Origin of the sequence: Leucobacter sp. USHLN154, from assembly GCF_037145595.1 — a bacterium.
GTDB classification, from domain to species: Bacteria; Actinomycetota; Actinomycetes; order Actinomycetales; family Microbacteriaceae; genus Leucobacter; species Leucobacter alluvii.
The window spans coordinates 137,411-158,652 of record NZ_JBBCXF010000006.1; the positions used below are offsets into that span (position 1 = coordinate 137,411).

The window sequence follows — 21,242 nt, forward strand, 5'->3', positions numbered from 1 at the left end:
ATGGATAGTCAAGTGCGCAGAGCACCTCGGAGGCCCCGGATCGCGCGTGCCCGTTCAGTCCGCGCTCTGGGCCTGGGCCACGAGGGCCCGGAGCCGCGCGAGCGCCGGCTCCACGCCCTCCGGCAGCACCAACTGCTTGAACACGATGCCGTCGAGGGTGAACCAGATGAGCTCGGTCAGCTCAGCGTCGCGCACGCCAAGGCGGGCCAACTGACGTGAGATCGCCTCCCGGTACGCGAGATAGTGGCGCTCCGCGAGCGGCCGCAGTTCAGGTCGACGTCGGGACTCGAGCAGGAGCTCGTACTGGAACGCCTGCATCCCGCTCTCGCGATCGGCCAGCGACTCGATGCCAGCGGCGAACGTCGCTGGCGTCAACGCGTCTCCGACCATGTTCGAGCCTCTGAGGCTCTCGTCGATGGCGTACTCCATCGCCTCGGCGACGAGCTGATCCCGCGTTCCGAAGTGGTGGCGCACCAGCCCGTGAGAGACGCCGGCCTCGGCGGCGACCGCGCGATACGTCAGCGCCCGGAGTCCGCCGGCGGAGACGACGATCACGGTGGCGCGCAGCAATGCCTCGCGGCCGGAGAGGTCTTTCATGCTGTCGAGCGTACTCGTCGCACCGCCATGTCCGATTCCGGCGTGCGCGGCGGGCTCCAGCCAGCGAAGATAGTCACGTGACCCCGCCGCCCCCAGCCCTCCCGCTCGATTTCGACGCCTGCTATCGTGCGGCTTCCGGACGCGACGGACGGTGGGACGGGCGGTTCTACCTCGGGGTGACGAGCACGGGAATCTACTGCAGGCCGTCATGCCCGGCCAGAAAACCACTGCCGGGGAACTGCCGTTTCTTCCCGAGCGCGGCTGCATGCGTCGCCGCAGGATTTCGGGCGTGCAAGCGGTGCAGGCCGGAGGCCGTGCCGGGCACGCGGGAGTGGGACGTGCGCGGTGACCTGGTCGGCCGAGCCGTGCGCCGCATCCGCGATGGAGCCGTCGACGCGGCGGGCGTCGCAGGGCTGGCGAGGGAGCTCGCGGTGAGTGAGCGGCACTTGCGCCGCATCCTCATCGAAGAAGTCGGCGCCGGGCCGCTGCAGCTCGCGCTCACGCGCCGAGCGCACGCGGCACGGGCGCTCATCGACGAGACCGATCTCCCGCTCGCGGATATCGCGTTCGCTGCGGGGTTCGGCAGCCTCCGGCAGTTCGGCGAGGTGATGCGCGAGCAATTCGGCGTGGCGCCGTCGAAGCTGGCTCGGCGTCACGGCGAGGCCGCCTCCGGACCGAGCTCCGACGAGCGACCCATGCTCGCACTGCGGATGCGCACCCGCGCACCCTACGACGCGGCCGCCCTGCGAGCGTCGCTCGTCGCTCACGCCATTCCGGGACGAGACGTCATCGGACTCGACGGCTCGACCGAGCACGCACTCGACGTCGGCGGAGGCACCGCCGTCGCGCGTGTGCACTGGGGCGAAGTGCCGGAGGCAGCGGGGGAGCCGGCCGAACACGGAGCGACGGTCGCGATCCCGGTGGCCCTCGAGCTGCCGTCTCTCTCCGACGCGATGCGCGCCATCGAGATCGTGCGGCAGATGCTCGACCTCGACGCCGATCCCCTGCAGATCTCCGAAGCGCTCGGCGCAGATCCTCGGCTCGCGCCCCTGGTAGCCGCACGCCCCGGCCTGCGCATGCCGGCGGCGCGGTCGGCCCATGAGACGGCGCTCGGCACGGTGCTCGGCCAGCAGGTGTCGCTCGCCGCCGCTCGCACCCTGCAGGGGCGTCTCGCGGCGCGCTTCGCACGGCCCCTCACGGGGGTCGCCGCAGCCGCCGGATTCCACGGTGGGCTCGACGTCGCTGCGATCGCCCGAGAATCGGCCGACGAGCTGCGCGAGGCGCTCGGCCTCACGCGCAGTCGCGCCGAGACGCTGCGTTCGCTCGCCGTCGCCCTCGCCGGCGGGCTCGATCTCAGTGCGGGTGCCGATCGCGAACATGCGCGGCGCGAACTCGCCGCGCTGCGCGGGGTCGGACCGTGGACCGTCGAGATGATCGCGATGCGGGCGCTGGCCGATCCCGACGCCTATCCCGCCGGAGATCTGATCCTGCGCCGAGCGCTGGGCGATCCTGCCCCGAGGGCGGCCGAACGGATCGCCGAACCCTGGCGGCCCTACCGCAGCTACGCGACCCAGCACCTCTGGGCCGACTTCCTCGCCTCGTCTGCACGAAAGGACCTCGCATGACCACCAGCCCACTCACGCGCACCGTCGTCGATATCGTCGGAGCGCCGTTCCACGCGATCTGGTCGCCCGAGGACGGGGCCATTCGCGCCGCCGGTTTCGCCACCGAGCTGGATCCTGATGCTGAATCGCTCACCGCGCGTCTCCGCAGCATCGACGCGGGCGTCGCCGAGCGCGGGATCACCGACGCCGCTGCGGCCCCTGGCCCGGTTGCCGACCCGATCGCCGACGCGCTGCTGGCCTACGCCGACGGAGACGTGACCGCCATCGATGGACTGATGGTGCGTCAGCCGGAGACGCCGTTCCGCGGCGACGTGTGGCGCGCGCTCCGCGAGGTGCCGGCTGGCCGGGCCGTGACCTACACCGAATTGGCCGGGCTCGCCGGTCGCCCGTCTGCGATTCGAGCGGCGGCATCGGGCTGCGCCAACAATCTCGTCGCTCTGGTCGTGCCCTGCCACCGCATCGTGCGCAGCGACGGAGGTCTGGGGGGCTACCTCTTCGGCGTGGATATCAAGACGCGCCTGCTGCAGCACGAAGGTGCGCTCCAGCGCGAGCTGTTCTCCGATTGAGGCCGCCGGAGTCGGGCGGGAGGCTCAGGCCGGCGAGTAGCGATTGCGCAGCTCTGCTGCGCGGCGAATGTCGCCCTCGAGCGCGGCGGTCTGCTCGGGAGCGAGCGTTCCGTCCTTCTTCGCATTGTCGAGGCGCTCGAGCCCGGCCTGCACTTCGTTGTCCAGGCCATCGAGCACGATCTGCTGAATGCTCTTCGGGAGGCGCTGAAAACTTGTCGTATCCATACTGACAAGTTACAAGGTGTCGGGCGCATCCGTCACATTGCGGTAGAAAATCTGTGCGTGTTGCGCGCGAATCGGCGAGCCGTTTACTCCACCGAGACGTCGATCAGCGCTGTTCTCTGCTCGGTCGGATCGTCGGGCACAGCGCCGCGGAACTGGTATTCGAACTGGATCTTCGTCATTCCGGTGCCGGTCGCGGTGAACCGGTACGCGAGTTCGCTCGGTCCGCCCACGCTGCCCTCCTCGCCGGCGTACTCGCTCACCTTCTCCCCGTGCGTCAGCACGGAGGGGTCGGGTTCACTGATCATCACCCAGTCCGAGCCGACCGACGCGTTGACCTCGCCGAAGTCGATGACGAGTTCCGTCCCGTCCTCGATCGTGACCGATGACTCCTCGTATCCGACGGTGACGCTCGCCGGAGCAGCGCACCCCGAGAGCACGACTGCTGAAAGTGCCGCGGCTGCGAACGCAAGGGCGGGCAGCGCGCGAGATCTCATGCGCTCACGATATCGGCTGAGGCGTCGCACTGTCTTCCGCTCTCCCGGGCGTTCCCCGTCTGGCGAGCACCGCGGTCCAGATGAGGCCTGAGACGAGGAGCAGCGCACCGGCGACATTCCAGGCGACATCGTAGGGCAGCAGTTCGACCCCGTAGCGGATCTGGTGGAGCCGAAGGATCTTGTGGTCGACGATCCCGTCCCAGAGCTGGAACAACCCGAGCCCCACCAGAAACCCCGCCCAGGCGGCGGCCGCCCAGAACGTGCGACGCCGACGCGCGTCGAGCATGAGGAAGAACCCGAAGACGAAGCCGAAGAGCTCGGCCGCGTGCAACAACCCGTCGGAGAGGATGGCGATGTCCGGGCTGGCGTTGTCGTAGAAGTGATGCCAGGCGAGGATCTGGTGGAAGACGATCTCATCGATCGCCGCCATCATGGCCACGCCGAGCAGGAAGCCGGCCCAGTAGGAGCGGAAACGCAACGGAGACCCTCCCATCCGACTGCTCGTGCCCATCATCATGATGCTCCCTTCGTGCGTCGGCTCCCGCCCCGCGCGCCTGTCGCTGTGCGCCGGACGACTGACATGGTGGTGGTCGTGGCCCCCAGACGTCGGCCCGTCGCGCGATACCACTCCGCGCAGAGCAGCACGATCAGCACGAAGTCGACCGCGTCGCCGCCGGTGAACATGAGCCGAGCTCCGGTATGCGCATCCGCTACGGGGACGCCGGGTGGGGGATGCGCGTAGAGCAGCTTCGCCAGAATGCCGTGCGCAGCGAGCGAACTCACCAGGACGACGCTGCGCATCACGAAGCCGGAGCGGTGGGGCGACGGATCGATCCCGACCAACGCATACGTGTAGATGTATCCGGCAGCCAGAACGTGGAGCATCACGAGCAGATGCACCAGCACGTCCCGCTGCATCAGCTCGTACAGCGGTGTGCGGTACAGCACCCACAACCCGCCCACGTTCAGTGCGGCGGCGACGACCGGATGCGTCAGCACGCGCGCGAGCGGGCTGCGGAGCAACCAGCTCAGACGCCGAGCCGGAGCGACGCTCAGGGTCCGCAGCGCCAACGTCATGGGCGCGGAGAGCACCAGCAGGAGGGGTGCGGCCATGCCGACCAGCAGATGGGCCGCCATGTGCGCGACGAATGACTCGTGCGCGGCTGCGGCGAGCGGTCCGATGAAGCCGGCCGCTGCGGCGAGCACGCCGGCGATCCAGAACACCGTGCGGAACCACGGCCATGATCGTCCGCGCTGCCGACCGATCGCGGTCGCGGCGAGGTAGACGGCAATGGCGACCAGCACCGGGAGCAGAGCGATGAGGTCGGAGCTGACACCGCTCGACGGGGAACCGTGCGTGTGTGCGGGGATCACGGTGCTCCGCCTGCGATTGTGCAGGTGATTGGGTCACCTGCTCGCGCCAGTGCGCTCGCCCAGCGGGGTCGGTGCAGGGGGCGTGAACTCATGCCCAGAGGCTACGTGCGAGTGGGTGTACTGAGAGGAGGGTTGACTTCCTCAGCTTCCGAACGTGCGCGTGAGTCGCACGACGAGCAACCCGATCGCCATCAGCAGGCCCAGGTAGCTCAAGACCAGACCGATGATCGCGGTCCATACGAGGGGCCCTGAGCGGAGGATCGCCTGATGGCCGACGGCGACGCCACCGCAACTCAACCCGAGAAGGATCACGTACGTGGTCACATCGCCCGCCTGCACGAACAGGTACAGGATGCAGAGGAGACCGAGCGCGAGCGCGATCAGATGCCGCACGCGGTGATCCTGCTGCGAACCGGTCATGCATTCGAGCCTACAGTTCGCTCGGAACGCGCGTGACGCGCGTTCTCTATCGAGCCCGAGGGTTTCAGCTGAGCGCGAGGCGTCACGCCCGTTCCGAACCCGCGCTCTCGGCGCGAACCCTCCCGTTCGGCGCTACTGACCTGACGCGCCGCTCACGCGAGCCCTTCTGGTACGTCGGTCTTCGAGGGCGGCGCTGACGACCCCCGCGATGGAGAGGATGATGCCACGGCGGCGTTCTCCGGCTCTTTCCGGGCGGCGGCGCTCGTATCGCTGCAACTCCGGCGTCAGTTCTTGCGGTCTCGCATCCAGTTGACGAGCACGACGATGCCGAGGAGTGCGAGGCCGAGCCCGAGGATCATGCGGCAACGGTAACAGGCGAACGCGAGAAGCTGATCGCCGAAGCTCGCTCACGCTGCAGCGTCGTTCGCGAACGTCGTCGACTCGCGTTCGTCAGCTCAGCGGAGATGCGGAGTTCCGACGACGCTCGCCCTGCTCCTCGGAATGCTTGCGGAGGGCGGAGAGCGTGGCGCCGCGGACGATCACCCAGAGCAGGCCGAGCCAGACGAGGCTTCCGATGATCGAGGCGACGACAGTGAGGACCATGATCGTGTCGATACTGGGAAGGAAGGGGTTCGGCTGCGGCTGCATGCGGCCAGCCTACCCAGCCGCCAGCCGGCAACCGCAGCCGATGCTTCTCACTCCTGTAGATGGCAGGTGCCGCCCGGCGACGTCGGGCGGCACACGGCCTACTTGCCCATCTTCAGCGTGTTCGCTGCGGCCTGGTTCTTGTCGCGCTTCGCCTGCTTCTTCTCTTTCGCAGTCGAAGCGGCAGGCTTCTTGGCGGCCTTCTGGCCTTTGTCTTTGGACATGATGATGCCTCTTTTCCGGGTGCGACCACCCTGACCCGACCATAGCCCACCCGGGCGCGGAGGTCACGGACGAGGAATGGGCGACGGAACCCCCGTTGCTCGGACGGGGCTCGAAGGAACCGGGAAAACGAAGAACGGGCCCAATCGTGGAGGAAAGGGCCCGTTCAGAGGGGATGACGGGAATCGAACCCGCGCTATCAGCTTGGGAAGCTGAAGTTCTACCATTGAACTACATCCCCGATACGGAATCACGAGGATTCCGACTCACCCACCGTAGCAGAAAGTGGCTGAGTACTCGGCACCGCCGCTACTGGCAGACGGCGGCCTTCGCGAGCGCTTCGGTCTGCTCCTCGGCGCTCCACGTCAGTTCCGGCGCGACGCCCTGCGCTTGTGCGAGCGAGGCGAGTTGGAACGCGAGCGACTTCGCGAAGCCCGCCCCCGCCGAGGAGTTGTTGAGCGAGACGACGACGGAGAAGCCGCTGTCGGGGTCGCTGTAGGCGGCGGTGAGGGTGCCGGTGATGGCCCCGCTCCGGCCGTACAGCGGCCCGACCTTCTCCACGCCGAAGCTCCAGAGGCGACCGTCCATGGCGATCTCCTCGGTGGGTTCGCCGTTCTCGTCGCGCTCGGGGTTCTTGGTCGGGAAGGCCTCGGTGACGACTCCGGCACTCTCCCCGCCGAAGGTGCCGCTGAGGTACCCGTCGTAGAAGTTCTTGAGGTCGGTGACGGTCGTGACCGTCGCTCCCGCTCCCGCGAGCATCGAGGGTGACACCTCGGCTACCTCGACCGGTTCGGCGTCGCAGACTGCCTTGCCACCGCTCGAGGGATAGGTGAGGCCCTGCAGCGTGTCACCGGAGATCGTGGTGCTGTTCAGGGCGGGGAAGTACGTCGATCCCATATTCGCGTCGGAGAAGACGTGATCGCGCAGCAGGTCGGGAATCTCGAGCCCGGTCTTCACCTTCAGGGCGCGGGCGAGGAGCACGAGGTTCGAGTCCGACTGGTGGAAGTCGAGCCCCGGCCACGATTCGGGTGACCGCGAGAGCCCCTGCGCGAGCAGCTCCTGCTCGGCCCACGGCCGCGTCGGGTTGTTCGCGAAGATGTCGGCGAAGCCGCTCTTGTAGTCGGCGATGCCGGACCGCATCTCGCAGAGCTGCCGGTACGTGACGTCTTCGATGCCGGACTGGCGGGTCAGATCCTCCGACACCTTCCCATCCAGATCGATCGTTCCCTCATCGACGAGGTCGAGCATGAGTGCGCACATGACCGGCTGGGTCGCCTGTGCTCCGCGGATGCTGACGGAGCCGTCGACCCCGCTGTCGCCGTACCCGCGCAGATACTCGCTTCCATCGTTGCCCCAGACGCCGACGACGGCTTCGGTCGAACCGCTCTGCTGCATGGCCGACGCGATGGCGTCATCGATGCCGCTCGCGAGTGCCGGGTCGACGGTGTTGACGTCGGCGGAACTGGTCACCGAATCGCCGTCGGTGCATGCCGTGAGACCGAGTGCGGCGACGACGATGGCCCCGACGGCCAGCAGGCGGGTGCGAGGGGCAAAGCGCGGAATCAAATTCGACCGCCAATCTCGAAGGTGAATTGGACACAGAACACACGGGAGTCTACTGCGTGCGACTGGGAAGTTTGGCGCCGGGTAGGGCGAAGTGAGGCGACCCTTACTAGACTGACGTGGTGACGAATTTTTCGGATGACGTGATCTCGGGCGTGACCCGGCACATGAACGGCGACCATATGGCCGACAACCTCCTGATCGCGCGTGCTTTCGGGTACCCCGGCGCCACCTCGAGCACCATGGTGGGCGTGACCGGCGCCTCCGGCCGATGGCTCGTGACGGATGCCGAGGGAGAGCACGAACTGTCGGTCGAATGGCCCGGCGGCCCGATCACGGAGCGACCGGAGATCCGGCGCGAGGTCGTCGCGCTCTACACCGCGGCGTGCGCGAAGCTCGGTGTGCCGGCGCGCGACGAGCACGGCGCGCAACCGCAGAGCGACGCTGCTGATGCGTCCGTCGACGCGCCAGCCGCAGCGCCAGAGGACCGGCCGTTCTCAGTCGTCATCCGTGAGAGCTCGTGGTCGGATCACTCCGACAGCGAGGGGGCGACGTTCATGGAAGACATCATGCGCGGCAAGGGGTCGCTGCAGGACTACATCGATCTCGTCGCACAGCATTACTTCATGTACGAAGCCCTCGAGGCTGCCGCTGATCAGGTCGCCGCAGACCCGCGCTTCGCCGGTTTCCATTCGCCGTCGCTCGTGCGTCTGCCAGCACTCGAGGCGGACCTCGTGCACCTCATCGGCGCCGACTGGCGCGAGCAGATCGTCGCCGTTCCTGCAACGCTCGAGTATGCGGCGCGCATGCGGGAGGTCGCGGCTGAGGGCTGGGCGGCCGGCGTGGTCGCGCATCACTACACGCGGTATCTCGGCGACCTCTCGGGCGGGCAGTACATCGCGAAGCGCGTCGCGAAGCAGCACGATCTGCCGAGCGCCGGCATCGCGTTCTACGACTTCTCCGAGCTGGGCGATCTCGCCGACTTCAAGAATCAGTACCGGGCGGCCCTCGATGTTCTCGGCGAGCAACTCGACGAGGCCGAGCGCGCCCGCATGCTCGACGAGGTGCGCGCGGCGTACGCATTCAATACGGCGGTTTTCCGCGACCTGGGCCAGGCGAAGCTCGCGGTGGCGTAGTCCCCGTCACGCGATGCAGGCTCTGGGGATCGGGCGGAGCCCGGTCCCCGCACGCGTACTGTCCTTGCGGCGAGTTCTTCCGCTCAGACGGACTCTTCTTTGCCACGCATGAACCGGACGACATTGGGGTCGACGATGACGTCGCGCGGCTGCAGCGGACGCTGCAGGTACAGGCCGTCGAGTGAGCGCACGCGGCTCAACGCCACATACGTCTGACCCGCGCTGAAGGCTCTGGGTCCGAGATCGACGACCGCTGCGTCGTAGGTGTGTCCCTGCGACTTGTGCACGGTGACCGCCCAGGCGAGGCGCAGCGGAAACTGCTCGAACTCAGCCACTACCTCTTTCTCGAGTTTCTTCGTCTCGGCGTCGTACCGGTAGCGGTACCGCTCCCAGACCATCGGTTCGACCTCGAACTCCTCGCGATCCACCTCGACCCACACGGTCCCGTCGACGCGCGAGACGGTGCCGATCGTGCCGTTCACCCAGCGTCCGTCCGAGTCGTTCCGCAGGAACATCACCTGCGCTCCCGGTTTCAGCTCGAGCACCTCGTCGGCAGGGTAGGTGTTCTCGCGGAACTCGCCGTTGATCTCGGCGACCGCGCGAAGCGATGAGCCGGTGATCTCGGAGAGGCGCTGGGCGTTCAGGCGATTCACCGTGGCGTTCGTCGTGGCGAGGGTGATGACGTCGCGCGGGGCTGGCCGCGCGCCCGCCGAGTTCAGCTCGTGCGCCTGATCCTCAGTCACGACCCCGTGGCGCACCGCGCCGAGAATCTGTTTGAAACGGTCGTCGCGCTGACGGTGCACCTCGAGCAGTTCGATGGTCGAGAGCGGCGTCGATGTCCACACGTTGGCGTCGAAGAACCACAGCGAGCGGTACGTGTCCGCGAAGTAGGCGCGCTCGTGGGGGTCGCGCGGAGGCACGGGCGGCAATTGGTAGGGATCGCCGAACATGATGATCTGCGCGCCGCCGAACGGATCGTGCTTCTTGCCGCGCGCGAGGCGCAGCGATCGGTCGATCGCGTCCATCAGGTCGGCCGACACCATGGAGATCTCGTCGATGACGAGGGTGTCGATCGCGGCGAGCATCTTCTTGAGCTCAGCGGGCTGATCCAGCTCGTGGTCCGCGATGATGCCGGTGGGCAGCCGGAGCAGCGAGTGGATCGTCTGCCCGCCGACGTTGAGCGCGGCCACGCCGGTGGGGGCGCATACCGCGATGATCTTGCTCGTGTTCCACGAGAGGTGGTTCAGGATGGTCGACTTGCCGGTGCCGGCGCGGCCGGTGATGAACAGGTGCTCGCGGGTGTGCTCGATGCGTTCGTAGACGGCGAGCTGCTCGGCGGAAAGTTCAGGACGGGCCACCCGAACAGGCTACTGCCCCAGGGCCCGTGCTGCGCCCCTCACCTGGGGGCGCGCACCGGAAGCAGCAGCAGGAGCCCGATGAGCAGCACGGCTCCGATGCCGATGATGCCGAAGATGGTCGCGCCCCCGATCGCGATCGCGATGGTGAAGCCCGCGGGTGCCAGGAACGAGACCGCGCGGCCGGTGGTGGCGTAGAGGCCGAAGATCTCTCCTTCTCGGCCCGGCGGAATGAGCCGGGCGAGGAACGAGCGGCTCGCCGACTGCACCGGTCCGACGAAGATGCAGAGCAGGAGACCGAAGATCCAGAACACCCACGTGCCCGAGTCGTGCAGCGCGAAGACGAGCATGGCGCAGATGACCATGAGCACGATCGACCAGACCATGACGCGCTTCGCCCCCAGCTGATCCTCGAAGAAGCCGACGAGGATCGTCGCCAGCCCCGCGACGACGTTCGCCGCGATGGCGAAGAGGATCACGGTCGTGTTGTCGAACCCGAAGCTCCGCGCGGCGATCACTCCGCCGAACGTGAAGACTCCTGCGAGCCCGTCGCGGAACACGGCGCTCGCGATGAGGAAGTGCAGGGTGTGCCGCGCATCGCGCCAGAGGCCGGCGACGCTGCGGAACACGTCGGCGTATGCGCGCAGGAACCAGCGTCCCTTGCTCTCGGGGTGAGCGGCCGCCGGGATCTCGGGCACCGCGAAGAAGACGGGGATCGCGAAGACGGCGAACCACGCGGCGGCGAGGAGCATGGCGATGCGCACGTTCCAGGCGCCATCCGAGGTGACGCCGAACCAGCCGACCTCGGGGAAGATGAACCCGACGAGGATGAGGGCGAGCAGTACGATCCCGCCGAGGTACCCCATGCCCCAGCCCAGGCCCGAGATCTTGCCGACGTTGCCGTTGTTCGCGATCTGCCCCAGCATCGCGTTGTAGCTGACGCTCGCGAACTCGAAGGCGACGTTGCCGATCGCGAGCAGCACGAGGCCGAAGATCAAGAACTGCTCCTCCGGGGCCACGAGCACCATCAGCAGGGTGGAGACGACGACGATGCCGGTGTTGATGCCGAGCCAGGTCTTCCGGCGTCCCGCTTGGTCGGTGAGGCGCCCGATCACCGGCGCGAACAGCGCGACGACGATGCCGGCGACGAGCAACGCGATCCCGAGCTCGGCCGAGACCCGCTCTTCCGGGCCGAACGGGGCGCTCGTGATGTAGACGCTGAAGACGAAGGTCGTGACGACCGCGTTGAACGATGCCGACCCCCAGTCCCACAGTGACCAGGCGAACACGGTTCGCTTCTTCACGGAGGCGGGGGCGGCTGGGCCCGACGCGGCGGGGGCCGGCAGCACGTGGTCGCTCATGGGATTCAGCGTAGCCCCGTCACGGCTCGGGGTGAGGAGCTTCGCTGCCGTTCATGGCTCCGTCATCTTCCGTTGGTTCCCTGGTGCGCGCTTCCGCTCCGCCGTAGGCTCGGGCCGGAGGCGCAGGAGCTTCCCTGGCCCGAGGAGCCAGAATGCCCATCCAGCACACCGTCGTTTTCCGCCTCATCCACGCCAGCGGGTCTTCCGAGGAGGCGGAGTTCTTGGAGTCGGCGGCGCGTGATCTCGCGCAGATTCCCGGCGTGAACGGGTTCACCGTGCAGCGCCAGATCAGTCCGAAGAGCGGCCTGGAATGGCAGTTCTCCATGGTGTTCCTCGACGAGAGCGCGTTCCGCGCCTACAACGACCATCCGGCTCACGTCGAGTTCGTGCGGGCGAGGTGGGCTGTCGAGGTCGCCGAATTCCAGGAGTACGACTTCGTCGTGCAGGTGAGCTCGGACGAGCGCTGAGACGTTCGCACTTCTCATTCTGAGAGTTGAGTGGGATCGACTCAAGTTTTGCCGTGCAGACTTGACCTTCGCTGAGCGGCGAGTAAACTTGAGTCCAACAGGCTCAACATCGTGAGCACTCGCGCTCTCGTGCGAGTCGGCGGTGACGAGCAGTCTCCGGCCAGGCGCTTCGTCTGGTCGATCCGATCGACAGAAGGAGCACATATGTCACGCGCAGTAGGCATCGACCTCGGCACCACGAACTCGGTGGTCTCCGTACTCGAAGGTGGCGAGCCCACCGTGATCGCGAACGCCGAAGGCCTTCGCACCACGCCCTCGATCGTCGCGTTCACGAAGGACGGGGAGGTGCTCGTCGGCGAGACCGCGAAGCGCCAGGCCGTCACGAACGTCGACCGCACGCTCTCCTCGGTCAAGCGCCACATGGGCACCGACTGGAAGACCGACGAGATCGACGGCAAGCGCTACACCGCGCAGGAGATCAGCGCGCGCACGCTGCAGAAGCTGAAGCGCGACGCCGAGACCTACTTGGGCGACAAGGTGACCGACGCGGTCATCACCGTTCCGGCTTACTTCAACGACGCAGAGCGTCAGGCGACGAAGGAAGCCGGCGAGATCGCAGGGCTCAACGTGCTCCGCATCATCAACGAGCCGACCGCTGCGGCGCTCGCGTACGGCCTCGACAAGGGCAAAGAGGACGAGCTGATCCTCGTCTTCGACCTGGGCGGCGGCACGTTCGACGTGTCCCTGCTCGAGGTGGGCAAGGATGACGACTTCTCGACGATCCAGGTGCGCGCCACGGCCGGTGACAACCGCCTCGGCGGCGACGACTGGGACCAACGGATCGTGCAGTGGCTGATCCAGCAGTTCAAGTCCTCGACCGGTGTCGACGTGGCGAAGGACAAGATCGCGCTCCAGCGTTTGAAGGAGGCGGCGGAGCAGGCCAAGAAGGAGCTCTCGAACTCGACGAGCACCCAGATCCAGCTCCCGTACCTCTCGCTCACCGAGAACGGTCCGGCGAACCTCGATGAGACGCTCTCCCGCGCCAAGTTCGAGGAACTCACCAAGGATCTGCTCGAGCGCACCCGCAAGCCGTTCCAGGACGTCATCGCCGAAGCCGGTGTGAAGGTGTCCGACATCGCGCACGTCGTGCTCGTCGGCGGATCGACCCGTATGCCCGCCGTGACGGAACTGGTGAAGTCGCTCACCGGCGGCAAGGAGCCGAACAAGAGCGTGAACCCGGACGAGGTCGTCGCCGTGGGCGCCGCACTGCAGGCCGGCGTGCTGAAGGGGGAGCGCAAGGACGTTCTGCTCATCGACGTGACTCCGCTCTCGCTCGGTATCGAGACCAAGGGCGGCATCATGACGAAGCTCATCGACCGCAACACCGCGATCCCGACGAAGCGCAGCGAGACGTTCACGACGGCGGAAGACAACCAGCCCTCCGTCGCCATCCAGGTCTTCCAGGGCGAGCGCGAGTTCACCCGCGACAACAAGAACCTCGGAACGTTCGAACTCACCGGTATCGCCCCGGCCCCGCGCGGCGTGCCCCAGGTCGAGGTGACCTTCGACATCGACGCCAACGGCATCGTGCAGGTCTCCGCGAAGGACAAGGGCACCGGCAAGGAGCAGACGATCACGATCTCCGGCGGCTCGACGCTCTCGAAGGAGGACATCGAACGCATGGTGCGCGAAGCCGAGGAGCACGCTGCTGAAGACAAGCAGCGACGCGAAGCGGCAGAGGTGCGCAACAACGCGGAGCAGCTCGCCTACTCGGTCGAGAAGCTCATCTCCGAGAACGACGACAAGCTGCCCGAGGATGTGAAGACCGAAGTGCAGGGAGATCTCGACGCGCTGAAGCAGGCGCTCGCCGGTGACGACGACGAAGCAGTGAAGAACGCTTCGGAGAAGCTCGGCCAGAGCCAGACGAAGCTCGGCGAGGCGATCTACGCGGCCGCGCAGGCCGAGTCTCCTGCTGAAGGCGGCGCCGATGCAACGTCGAACGACGATGACGTGGTGGACGCCGAAGTTGTTGAAGACGACGAGGAGAAGAAGTAACCATGGCGAACGAGGAACAGCGCACGCCCGGGGAAGACCCGAACGCTGACGAGGTTCCTGCTCAGGAGCCGGAGTCGCAGGACTCCGGCTCCTCGCCCCAGCCCGATCTCACGGTCGATGACATTCTGGGAGCGGAGCAGAGCGACGCCGCAGCGGACGCCGACGCGGCGAACGAGGCAGCGGCGGGGAACGAGGCGGACAACCCGTATCTCGATGATCTGCGGAGGCTGACGGCCGAGTACGCCAACTATCGGAAGCGCACGGAGTCGAATGCGGCTGTCGAGAAGCAGCGGGCGATCGCAGCGGCGGTCTCCCCGATGCTGACGGTGCTCGACGATCTGGATCGCGCTGAGAAGCACGGCGATCTGGCAGAGGGCACGGCGTTCGCAACGATCGCCCAGAAGATTCGCGGAACGTTCGAGCGCATCGGCGTGCAGAGCTTCGGTGAAACGGGTGAAGTGTTCGACCCGCAGATCCACGAGGCCATTGCGCAGGTTCCGGTTCCCGGCACCGAGCAGCACACGGTGCTCGACGTCATCGAGCGCGGATATCGCATCGGCGAGGTCGAACTGCGCCCCGCCAAGGTCGCGGTGGCGGTGGGAGCGGATGGCTAGTCAGGATTGGCTCGATAAAGACTTCTACCAGCTTCTCGGCGTCTCGAAAGACGTCGGCGACGCCGAGCTGAAGAAGACCTACCGCAAGCTCGCGCGCAAGTACCACCCGGATTCCAACCCGGGTGACGCGGTTGCCGAGGCGAAATTCAAGGAGATCAGCGAGGCGTACTCGGTGCTCTCCGACCCCGAGCAGCGCGCCGAGTACGATCAGATCCGCGCGATGGGCGCCGGCGGTGCCCGCTTCACCGCGGGTGGCGGCGGAAACCAGGGCTTCGAGGACGTCTTCGGCGGCATGTTCGGCGGAGGCGGGCGCAACACCCATTTCCAGTCGGGCGGCCCTCAGGGCTTCGAAGACATCTTCGGAGGCATGTTCGGCGGAGCTCCACCGCGCGGGCCGCAGTCCGGGCGTGACATCCAGGCCACGACGACCCTCGACTTCGAGACGGCGGTGCAGGGTAAGACGGTCACGTTGCAGGCCTCGACCGGTTCGGTCAAGGTGAAGATCCCTGCAGGGGTCTCCGACGGCCAGAAGATCAAAGTGCGCGGCAAGGGCGAACCGAGCCCCACGGGCGGACCAGCGGGAGACATCATTCTCACCGTGAGCGTGCGCAAGCACCCCGTGTTCGAGCGCGACGGCCAGAACCTCCGCGTGAAGCTGCCGGTGACGTTCTCCGAAGCGGCGCTGGGGGCGACGGTCGAAGTGCCGACACTCGGTGGCGCTCCGGTGAAGCTCAAGGTGCAGCCCGGCACGCCGAGCGGCCGCGTGCTTCGCGTCAAGGGGCGCGGAGTGTCGAGCTCGAAGGGCACCGGCGACCTTCTCGCCGAGGTGCAGATCGTGGTTCCCTCGCATCTGTCGCCAGAGGCGAAGGCGGCGCTCGAAGCGTTCCGCGACGTCGAACCGCAGGAGAACCCGCGAGCCGATCTCCTGGCTCGCGCGAAGGGATAATCTCCTCTCATTGAGCGAGGAGCGCAGTGCCGGCCGTGCGGCCCGCACTGCGCTCCTCGACGAGCCACACGAAAGCAGGTCAGCATCATGGCGAATCCGCAACTGGACCGTTTCACGCCGGTATTCGCCATTGCCGCGGCCGCAGAGCTCGCCGAGATGCACCCCCAGACCCTGCGGCAGTACGACCGCATCGGACTCGTCTCACCGCAGCGCACCCGCGGGAACACCAGGCGGTACTCGCTGCACGACGTGGCCAGGTTGCGAGAGGTCGCGCGTCTCTCCGCAGAAGGGCTCAGCCTCGAGGGCATCCGCCGCGTGCTCGAGCTCGAAGACCAGGTGCGCCGTCTCGAGGATCGCGTGCGCGACCTCGAACGCGCACTGACGGAGGAACGACTGCAGCGCCCCGACCGCCGCGTCTTCGCGGCCGGATCCGCCGGGGGAGAAGTGGTCACCCTCCGTCGCGGCACACGCATGCGGCGCAACGCCGAGGTCGTCGTGTGGCAGCCGTGAGTCCGCACGATACCGATGATCGACTCGAGGCCCTGTTCGCGCAGCTGACGCGCGAACCTGATTTCGACGCGCCGGAGCTGCAAGCGTTCGATGCCGCCGACCAGCTCATCCTCCGCACCGCGGCCGACGACTTGGCCGACCATCCATTCGAGGTCCCCTTGGGAGTCGACGACGTCGTCGTCATCGGCGACCGCCATGGCGCACTCACCCTCGGAGCCGCGACCGTGTTCGGAGTCGCGGGGATCCGGACCCATCAGGACCCGCTGCTCGGAGAGCGCGCCCTGGCTCAGAACGCCCGGCGCATGCAGTTGGCGGGCCGGTACACGAACCACGGGCTCGATGCCGCTGCGCTGACGGGGGCACGGGTCGTGCTCGTGCAGCTGCCGCGCGGCCTCGACGCGCTCGCCGAGGTGTCTCGGGCGATCGCGCGCTGGGCGGACCCGGAGGTGCGCGTCTTCGCCGGCGGTCGCGTGAAGCACATGACGCGCGCGATGAATGACGTGCTCGCTCGCGATTTCGCGGAAGTCTCGGCAGGTCTCGGCTGGCGCAAGTCGCGCGTGCTCCGCGCGGCAGGGCCCCGAGTGCCGGCGACGACGGAGAGCGCGTTCCCGAGGTGGGGCGCCGATCCAGATCTCGACTTCTCGCTCGCGGCCTTCGGCGCGACATTCGGCGGCCCGGTGCTCGACCACGGCAGCAGGCTGCTCCTCACCACGCTCGCCGACACGCAGCGGCAACCCGCCACGATCGTCGATCTGGGATGCGGCAACGGTGTGCTCGCCGTGTCGGCCGCGCGCCGCTTCCCCGAGGCGCGCGTGCTGGCGACCGATCAGTCCACGGCGGCCGTCGCGGCCACCCGCCTCACGGCCCAGGCGGCGGGGGTGGCGGATCGCATCGCCGTCGAGCGTTCCGACGCGCTCGAGGCGGTGCCCGATGCGTGGGCGGACCTGATCGTGCTCAACCCGCCGTTCCACACCGGCGCCACGGTGCACGCCGGAGTCGGTCATCGCCTCATCCGCGCGTGCCGCCGTGCGCTCGCGCCAGGCGGGGAACTGCGGCTCGTCTTCAACTCGCATCTCGGGTACCGGCCGCTCGTCGAGCGAGAGGTGGGGCCGACGCGGCAGCTCGCGCGCAATGCCGTCTTCACGGTGCTGTCGGCGACGCGCGAATCCTGACCGGGACAAGGCCGACGCGGCGCTGCGCGCGGAGGGCGCCGGAGCGCGGCGCCGCGTGAAGCCGGCGGCGCGCGGTGCTGAGAGTACTGTGGAACCGATATGACGAATTCGGCTCCGGCGTTCCTCTGGCGGCTGGCCCCGAGCATCTACGGGCCGTCGGTGCTCTTCTCATTGGGCGAGTACGCGATTCTGCCGCTCGTCGCCGTCATCGCGGTCGAGATGGGCGCGAGCATCGCGCTCGCCGGGGTGATCGCCTCCGCGGCCGTCGTCGGGCAGGTGCTCGGCAGCCTTCCGGCGAGCTGGGTGGTCTCACGAGCCGGTGAACGCGCGGCGATGCTGCTCGCCGCCGCCGTCGCCCTGCTCGGCTGTCTCGGGGTCGCCTTCGCCCCGACTCCAGCGCTGCTCGGCGCAGCCGTGCTCGTCATCGGGTTCGCCGCCGCCTCGTTCGGGCTCGCGCGGCACGCGTTCATGACGACGCGCGTTCCGCTGCACTTCCGGGCTCGGGCCCTGTCGCTGCTTGGCGGAACGAACCGGCTGGGGCGGTTCATCGGCCCGTTCCTCGCCGCGGCCATGATCGCCGCGACCGGCGATCCGGAGGCCCCGGTCTGGGCGTTCGCCGCCTGCCTGGTGCTCGCCGCGGCGCTCATCGCCTGGGCGCCCGATCCCGAACGCGCAGCGCCTGATCCTGAACGCACAGCGCCCGACGACATCGCCGATCGAAGCGCGCGCAGCACCGCGTCGCGCACCGTCCCCAGTGAATCCCGCCCGGGAGTGCTCGGAGCGGTGCGCGACGGCGGGGCGGCGCTCCTGCGCATCGGAGGCGCCTCCGCGATCCTCTCCGGCATGCGGTCGATCAAAGACGTGCTGCTCCCGCTCTGGGGAGTGTCGATCGGACTCGACGCGACGCAGGTCGCGCTGGTCGTCGGCATCTCAGGTACCGTCGACTTCCTCTTCTTCTACACGAGCGGCCAGATCATGGATCGCTTCGGCCGCCTGTGGGCCAGCCTCCCTGCGATGGTCGTGATGGCGATCGGGTTCCTCGTGCTCGCGGGCACGCACGACCTGCCGGGAGCCGGCGTCTGGCTGCTCGTGATCGCGATCGTGGTCGGTCTCGGAAACGGCCTGTCGAGCGGCATCAACATGACGCTGGGCGCCGACCTCGCGCCCGCCGACCATCCGGCGCCGTTTCTCGCGGCATGGCGCACGCTGACCGACTTCGGCGGCGCTGTCGCGCCCCTCGCCGTCTCCGGGCTCGCCGCCGTATCGCTGCCCGTCGCGAGTGTCGCCGCCGGGCTGCTCGCGGTCGCCGGCGCCGTCGGATTCGGGCGATGGATTCCGCGGTATCTGCCGCACGTCGGTCGGCGCCCGCCGCGATCCGCCGACTGAAGTGGTTCCAAGCCGCGGTTTGTAGACTGGTGCAGCGTCGTGCGTCGTCCGCGCGAATCCGCACCCATCTCCGACCGAAGGACTCCCGCGCACCGTGAGCACCACCGATCGCCAGGCTCCCCTGCGTATTCTGCAGGGCTGCGACACCTTCTCTCCAGATGTGAACGGCGCCGCTCGGTTCGCCGAACGCCTCTCAGCCGGGCTCGTGCAGCGCGGCCACGACGTCCACGTCGTCGCTCCCGCGAAGCGCCACAGCCAGCACGGCAGCTACGTCGAGACCATCGAAGGCGAGCGCATGACCGTGCACCGGTGGGCGAGTTGGCGCTGGTACCCGCACGACTGGCTGCGGTTCGTGCTGCCCTGGAGGGCGCGCGGATACGCGCGAAAACTGCTCGATCGGGTGCGACCCGACGTCATCCACATCCAGTCGCACATCGTCATCGGCCGGGCGCTCGCCATCGAGGGCGCGAAGCGGGGCATCCGAATCGTCGCCACGAACCACGTCATGCCGGAGAACGTGCTCGACTTCACGCTGCTGCCCGAGAAGGCGAAGCGCGTCTTCGTGCGCTGGGGCTGGAACGCCGCTGACCGCGTGCTCCGGCTCGCCGCCGCCGTCACCACGCCCACCCGTCGGGCGGCGGACTTCCTCGAGCGCAATACCCACCGCCGCGGTGTGCGACCGGTGAGCTGCGGGCTTCGCGCCTCCGATTACACCGCGGATCTCGAGCCGCGCACCGCGAACAAGCTCGTCTTCGTCGGTCGCGTCACGCTCGAGAAGGAGATCGACGTGATTCTCCGCGCGATCCCGCGCCTCGACGAATCACTCGACGTGCACTTCACCGTCGTCGGCGACGGCGACCAGCGCAAGAATCTCGAGAAGCTCGCCGAAGAACTCGGCATCTCCGATCGTGTCGAATTCACGGGCCGGGTCACCGACGCCGAACTGCGCGCGCACCTCACCAGTGCGAGCGTCTTCACCATCGCATCGATCGCCGAGCTGCAGTCGATCGCGACGATGGAGGCCATGGCCTCGGGTCTCCCCATCGTCGCCGCGAACGCGATGGCGCTGCCGCACCTCGTGCATGACGGGGAGAACGGCTTTCTCTTCCAACCGGGCAACGACCGCGAGCTCGCGAGCCGCATCACCCGCGTGCTGCAGCAGACGCCAGAGGAGTACCTGCGCATGCAGCGCGCGTCGCTCGAAGCGGTGACCGTGCACGACATCGATCGCACCCTCGACACGTTCGAGGAGCTCTACCGCGGCGAAGCCGACTCCCGCTGACCGTGCACATCCTCATCGTCACCGATCAGCACCCCGAATCGCTCGGCGGTGTGCAGGTGGCGATCCGCATGCAGCGACGCGCTCTCGAACGCCTCGGGCATCGTGTCACGGTCGCGGCACCCGCACTGCACCGACTCGGCTACTCGACGGCGGAGCCGGATCGCGACGCGTACATCGATCTCCCCTCTCGGTCGATCACGCGCGATCGCGAGTACAGCCTGACCTGGCCGGGGAGGAGTGCTGATCGCAGGCTCGCGAACGCGCTCGCGACCAGGCCGCCCGTCGATCTGGTGCACGTGCAGGGCGACTTCTGGGGAGCGATGATCGGCGTGCGTGCGGCACGAGGTCTCCGGGTGCCGATCGTGCACACGATGCACAACCACGTCGATGAGGGCACGCGCGCCGTGACGCCGCTCGCGCCGCTCGCGTTCGCGGGGCTGCGCGCGTGGCGACAGCTCGTTCTCGGCCGCCCGCGCGGGGGCGTCGACCCTGCTTCGCGCGGCGCGTGGCGGTACCTGGCCGAGCTCGCAGCCGACGCCGACGCCGTCACCGCACCGTCGCAGCACTTCGCCGAGGCGCTGCGACGGCACGGGGTGAGCTCCACCGTGCTCGTCACGCCGAACGGGGTGGACGACGAAGCGGTCGCCGCTGCTCGGGAGGTGCCGCGCTCGGAACGAACTCGCCCGAAGCTCGTGTGGCTCGGGCGCATGAGTCACGAGAAGCGCGTACTCGAGTTCATCGACGCGATCGCGCTGTCGGGAATCGACGCCGACATCGCCCTGCACGGAGCCGGGCTGCTGCTGCCGCGCGTCGAAGAGCGCATCGCTGCGCTCGGGCTCGCCGACCGGGTGACCATTCCCGGGCCGGTGCCCTATCCCGCTGCGCTCGCGGCGCTGCGGGATGCCGACGCCCTGGTGCAGACGTCGATCGGGTTCGAGACGCAGGGCCTCACGCCGTTCGAAGCTGCAGCGCTCGGAACGCCGACCATCTTCTCCGACGCGGAGATCGCCGACGACGTCGACGTCGACCAGAAGTGGGTGGTGGCCGACGGAAGCGTCGCAGCCCTCGCGCGTGCACTGCGGGAGGCCGCCGCGGAATTGGCGGCTGCTCCGGGAGCGCGACGGGTGGATGCGTCAGCGGCGACGCGTTTTCTGCAGTCGGCTCGCAGCGGCGAGATGCTCGCCCTGTACGAGTCGGTGCTCAGCGCCGCTCGCAGCGCCTGAGGGG

General features: G+C 68.1%; 23 protein-coding genes, 1 tRNA gene and 1 pseudogene. 13 read left to right on the forward strand and 12 right to left on the reverse strand.

The genetic code is table 11. The features are described from left to right. Positions 1-54: 54 nt before the first annotated feature. The gene (locus WFH23_RS12060) at positions 55-597 is read right to left on the reverse strand and encodes a TetR/AcrR family transcriptional regulator (RefSeq protein ID WP_200330350.1); all 543 of its coding nucleotides are present in this window, start codon (positions 595-597) and stop codon (positions 55-57) included. Here WFH23_RS12060 and WFH23_RS14120 point away from each other — a divergent pair. From WFH23_RS14120 to WFH23_RS12070, 3 genes and pseudogenes are all read left to right on the forward strand, one after another. After that, positions 570-896: pseudogene (locus WFH23_RS14120) on the forward strand (Ada metal-binding domain-containing protein); the annotation flags it as partial. The gene WFH23_RS12060 and the pseudogene WFH23_RS14120 overlap by 28 nt on opposite strands. Before the next feature lie 39 nt (positions 897-935). Further along, entirely contained in the window at positions 936-2,222 is a 1,287-nt protein-coding gene (locus WFH23_RS12065; protein ID WP_336662691.1) for a DNA-3-methyladenine glycosylase 2, read from the forward strand. Continuing rightward, entirely contained in the window at positions 2,219-2,788 is a 570-nt protein-coding gene (locus WFH23_RS12070) for a methylated-DNA--[protein]-cysteine S-methyltransferase (RefSeq protein WP_336662692.1), read from the forward strand. Before WFH23_RS12065 ends, WFH23_RS12070 begins: the two co-directional genes overlap by 4 nt. 24 nt (positions 2,789-2,812) lie before the next feature. Here the strand turns inward: WFH23_RS12070 and WFH23_RS12075 are convergent, their stop codons facing one another. The 9 genes from WFH23_RS12075 to WFH23_RS12115 form a co-directional block, all read right to left on the reverse strand. Continuing rightward, positions 2,813-3,013, reverse strand: a complete 201-nt coding sequence (locus WFH23_RS12075) for a hypothetical protein (RefSeq protein ID WP_090146358.1) — start codon at positions 3,011-3,013, stop codon at positions 2,813-2,815. Positions 3,014-3,096: 83 nt separating this feature from the next. Further along, positions 3,097-3,507 (reverse strand): protease inhibitor I42 family protein, encoded by a 411-nt coding sequence (locus WFH23_RS12080; RefSeq protein ID WP_336662693.1) that lies wholly within the window; start codon positions 3,505-3,507, stop codon positions 3,097-3,099. Positions 3,508-3,511: 4 nt separating this feature from the next. Continuing rightward, complete coding sequence (locus WFH23_RS12085; protein WP_336662694.1) at positions 3,512-4,024, reverse strand: DUF2243 domain-containing protein; 513 nt, start codon at positions 4,022-4,024, stop codon at positions 3,512-3,514. Further along, on the reverse strand, positions 4,021-4,881 hold the full coding sequence (locus WFH23_RS12090) for a cytochrome c oxidase assembly protein (protein ID WP_336662695.1): 861 nt from the start codon (positions 4,879-4,881) through the stop codon (positions 4,021-4,023). Before WFH23_RS12090 ends, WFH23_RS12085 begins: the two co-directional genes overlap by 4 nt. Before the next feature lie 141 nt (positions 4,882-5,022). Next, positions 5,023-5,301: a hypothetical protein gene (locus tag WFH23_RS12095; protein ID WP_090146368.1), complete on the reverse strand. Its 279-nt coding sequence runs from the start codon at positions 5,299-5,301 to the stop codon at positions 5,023-5,025. Positions 5,302-5,751: 450 nt separating this feature from the next. After that, positions 5,752-5,949: a hypothetical protein gene (locus WFH23_RS12100; RefSeq protein ID WP_336662696.1), complete on the reverse strand. Its 198-nt coding sequence runs from the start codon at positions 5,947-5,949 to the stop codon at positions 5,752-5,754. A gap of 98 nt (positions 5,950-6,047) precedes the next feature. Beyond that, positions 6,048-6,170 (reverse strand): hypothetical protein, encoded by a 123-nt coding sequence (locus WFH23_RS12105; RefSeq protein ID WP_255536989.1) that lies wholly within the window; start codon positions 6,168-6,170, stop codon positions 6,048-6,050. A gap of 168 nt (positions 6,171-6,338) precedes the next feature. Beyond that, positions 6,339-6,409 (reverse strand) — tRNA-Gly (locus tag WFH23_RS12110). A gap of 68 nt (positions 6,410-6,477) precedes the next feature. Next, positions 6,478-7,734, reverse strand: a complete 1,257-nt coding sequence (locus WFH23_RS12115; RefSeq protein WP_200330342.1) for a serine hydrolase domain-containing protein — start codon at positions 7,732-7,734, stop codon at positions 6,478-6,480. A gap of 119 nt (positions 7,735-7,853) precedes the next feature. Between WFH23_RS12115 and WFH23_RS12120 the strand changes: the two genes are divergently transcribed. Continuing rightward, positions 7,854-8,867: a biliverdin-producing heme oxygenase gene (locus tag WFH23_RS12120; protein ID WP_336662697.1), complete on the forward strand. Its 1,014-nt coding sequence runs from the start codon at positions 7,854-7,856 to the stop codon at positions 8,865-8,867. An 83-nt stretch (positions 8,868-8,950) separates the two neighbouring features. On the opposite strand, the gene WFH23_RS12125 is transcribed toward WFH23_RS12120, so the two are convergent. Further along, on the reverse strand, positions 8,951-10,225 hold the full coding sequence (locus WFH23_RS12125; protein ID WP_090146376.1) for an AAA family ATPase: 1,275 nt from the start codon (positions 10,223-10,225) through the stop codon (positions 8,951-8,953). 38 nt (positions 10,226-10,263) lie between these two features. After that, positions 10,264-11,583, reverse strand: a complete 1,320-nt coding sequence (locus WFH23_RS12130) for an MFS transporter (protein ID WP_336662698.1) — start codon at positions 11,581-11,583, stop codon at positions 10,264-10,266. A 152-nt stretch (positions 11,584-11,735) separates the two neighbouring features. On the opposite strand from WFH23_RS12130, the gene WFH23_RS12135 reads away from it, so the two are divergent. From WFH23_RS12135 to WFH23_RS12175, 9 genes are all read left to right on the forward strand, one after another. Then, complete coding sequence (locus WFH23_RS12135; protein ID WP_090146380.1) at positions 11,736-12,050, forward strand: Dabb family protein; 315 nt, start codon at positions 11,736-11,738, stop codon at positions 12,048-12,050. A gap of 204 nt (positions 12,051-12,254) precedes the next feature. After that, positions 12,255-14,105 carry a molecular chaperone DnaK gene (gene dnaK / locus WFH23_RS12140; protein WP_200330334.1) on the forward strand — a complete coding sequence of 617 codons (1,851 nt, stop codon included), beginning with the start codon at positions 12,255-12,257 and terminating at the stop codon, positions 14,103-14,105. 2 nt (positions 14,106-14,107) lie between these two features. Then, positions 14,108-14,719: a nucleotide exchange factor GrpE gene (locus WFH23_RS12145; RefSeq protein ID WP_090146384.1), complete on the forward strand. Its 612-nt coding sequence runs from the start codon at positions 14,108-14,110 to the stop codon at positions 14,717-14,719. Then, on the forward strand, positions 14,712-15,665 hold the full coding sequence (locus WFH23_RS12150) for a DnaJ C-terminal domain-containing protein (protein WP_090146386.1): 954 nt from the start codon (positions 14,712-14,714) through the stop codon (positions 15,663-15,665). Before WFH23_RS12145 ends, WFH23_RS12150 begins: the two co-directional genes overlap by 8 nt. An 87-nt stretch (positions 15,666-15,752) precedes the next feature. Next, positions 15,753-16,175, forward strand: coding sequence for a heat shock protein transcriptional repressor HspR (locus WFH23_RS12155; RefSeq protein WP_176698262.1), 423 nt, complete (start codon positions 15,753-15,755; stop codon positions 16,173-16,175). Further along, on the forward strand, positions 16,172-17,347 hold the full coding sequence (locus tag WFH23_RS12160) for a class I SAM-dependent methyltransferase (protein ID WP_336662701.1): 1,176 nt from the start codon (positions 16,172-16,174) through the stop codon (positions 17,345-17,347). The genes WFH23_RS12155 and WFH23_RS12160 overlap by 4 nt, the downstream gene beginning before the upstream one ends. Positions 17,348-17,446: 99 nt before the next feature. Further along, complete coding sequence (locus WFH23_RS12165; RefSeq protein ID WP_336662703.1) at positions 17,447-18,733, forward strand: MFS transporter; 1,287 nt, start codon at positions 17,447-17,449, stop codon at positions 18,731-18,733. A 94-nt stretch (positions 18,734-18,827) separates the two neighbouring features. Further along, the gene (locus WFH23_RS12170) at positions 18,828-20,015 is read left to right on the forward strand and encodes a glycosyltransferase (RefSeq protein WP_090146392.1); all 1,188 of its coding nucleotides are present in this window, start codon (positions 18,828-18,830) and stop codon (positions 20,013-20,015) included. A gap of 2 nt (positions 20,016-20,017) precedes the next feature. Then, positions 20,018-21,238, forward strand: coding sequence for a glycosyltransferase (locus WFH23_RS12175; protein ID WP_336662706.1), 1,221 nt, complete (start codon positions 20,018-20,020; stop codon positions 21,236-21,238). The last annotated feature ends 4 nt before the right edge of the window (positions 21,239-21,242 follow it).

What these genes read in the sequence shown, in the direction of transcription:
- WFH23_RS12060 (WP_200330350.1), bottom strand. Translation starts at nt 597, where the DNA reads ATGAAAGACCTCTCCGGCCGCGAGGCATTGCTGCGCGCCACCGTGATC.
- WFH23_RS12070 (WP_336662692.1), top strand. Translation starts at nt 2,219, where the DNA reads ATGACCACCAGCCCACTCACGCGCACCGTCGTCGATATCGTCGGAGCG.
- WFH23_RS12075 (WP_090146358.1), bottom strand. Translation starts at nt 3,013, where the DNA reads ATGGATACGACAAGTTTTCAGCGCCTCCCGAAGAGCATTCAGCAGATC.
- WFH23_RS12080 (WP_336662693.1), bottom strand. Translation starts at nt 3,507, where the DNA reads ATGAGATCTCGCGCGCTGCCCGCCCTTGCGTTCGCAGCCGCGGCACTT.
- WFH23_RS12085 (WP_336662694.1), bottom strand. Translation starts at nt 4,024, where the DNA reads ATGATGATGGGCACGAGCAGTCGGATGGGAGGGTCTCCGTTGCGTTTC.
- WFH23_RS12095 (WP_090146368.1), bottom strand. Translation starts at nt 5,301, where the DNA reads ATGACCGGTTCGCAGCAGGATCACCGCGTGCGGCATCTGATCGCGCTC.
- WFH23_RS12100 (WP_336662696.1), bottom strand. Translation starts at nt 5,949, where the DNA reads ATGCAGCCGCAGCCGAACCCCTTCCTTCCCAGTATCGACACGATCATG.
- WFH23_RS12105 (WP_255536989.1), bottom strand. Translation starts at nt 6,170, where the DNA reads ATGTCCAAAGACAAAGGCCAGAAGGCCGCCAAGAAGCCTGCCGCTTCG.
- WFH23_RS12130 (WP_336662698.1), bottom strand. Translation starts at nt 11,583, where the DNA reads ATGAGCGACCACGTGCTGCCGGCCCCCGCCGCGTCGGGCCCAGCCGCC.
- WFH23_RS12135 (WP_090146380.1), top strand. Translation starts at nt 11,736, where the DNA reads ATGCCCATCCAGCACACCGTCGTTTTCCGCCTCATCCACGCCAGCGGG.
- dnaK (WP_200330334.1), top strand. Translation starts at nt 12,255, where the DNA reads ATGTCACGCGCAGTAGGCATCGACCTCGGCACCACGAACTCGGTGGTC.
- WFH23_RS12145 (WP_090146384.1), top strand. Translation starts at nt 14,108, where the DNA reads ATGGCGAACGAGGAACAGCGCACGCCCGGGGAAGACCCGAACGCTGAC.
- WFH23_RS12150 (WP_090146386.1), top strand. Translation starts at nt 14,712, where the DNA reads ATGGCTAGTCAGGATTGGCTCGATAAAGACTTCTACCAGCTTCTCGGC.
- WFH23_RS12155 (WP_176698262.1), top strand. Translation starts at nt 15,753, where the DNA reads ATGGCGAATCCGCAACTGGACCGTTTCACGCCGGTATTCGCCATTGCC.
- WFH23_RS12165 (WP_336662703.1), top strand. Translation starts at nt 17,447, where the DNA reads ATGACGAATTCGGCTCCGGCGTTCCTCTGGCGGCTGGCCCCGAGCATC.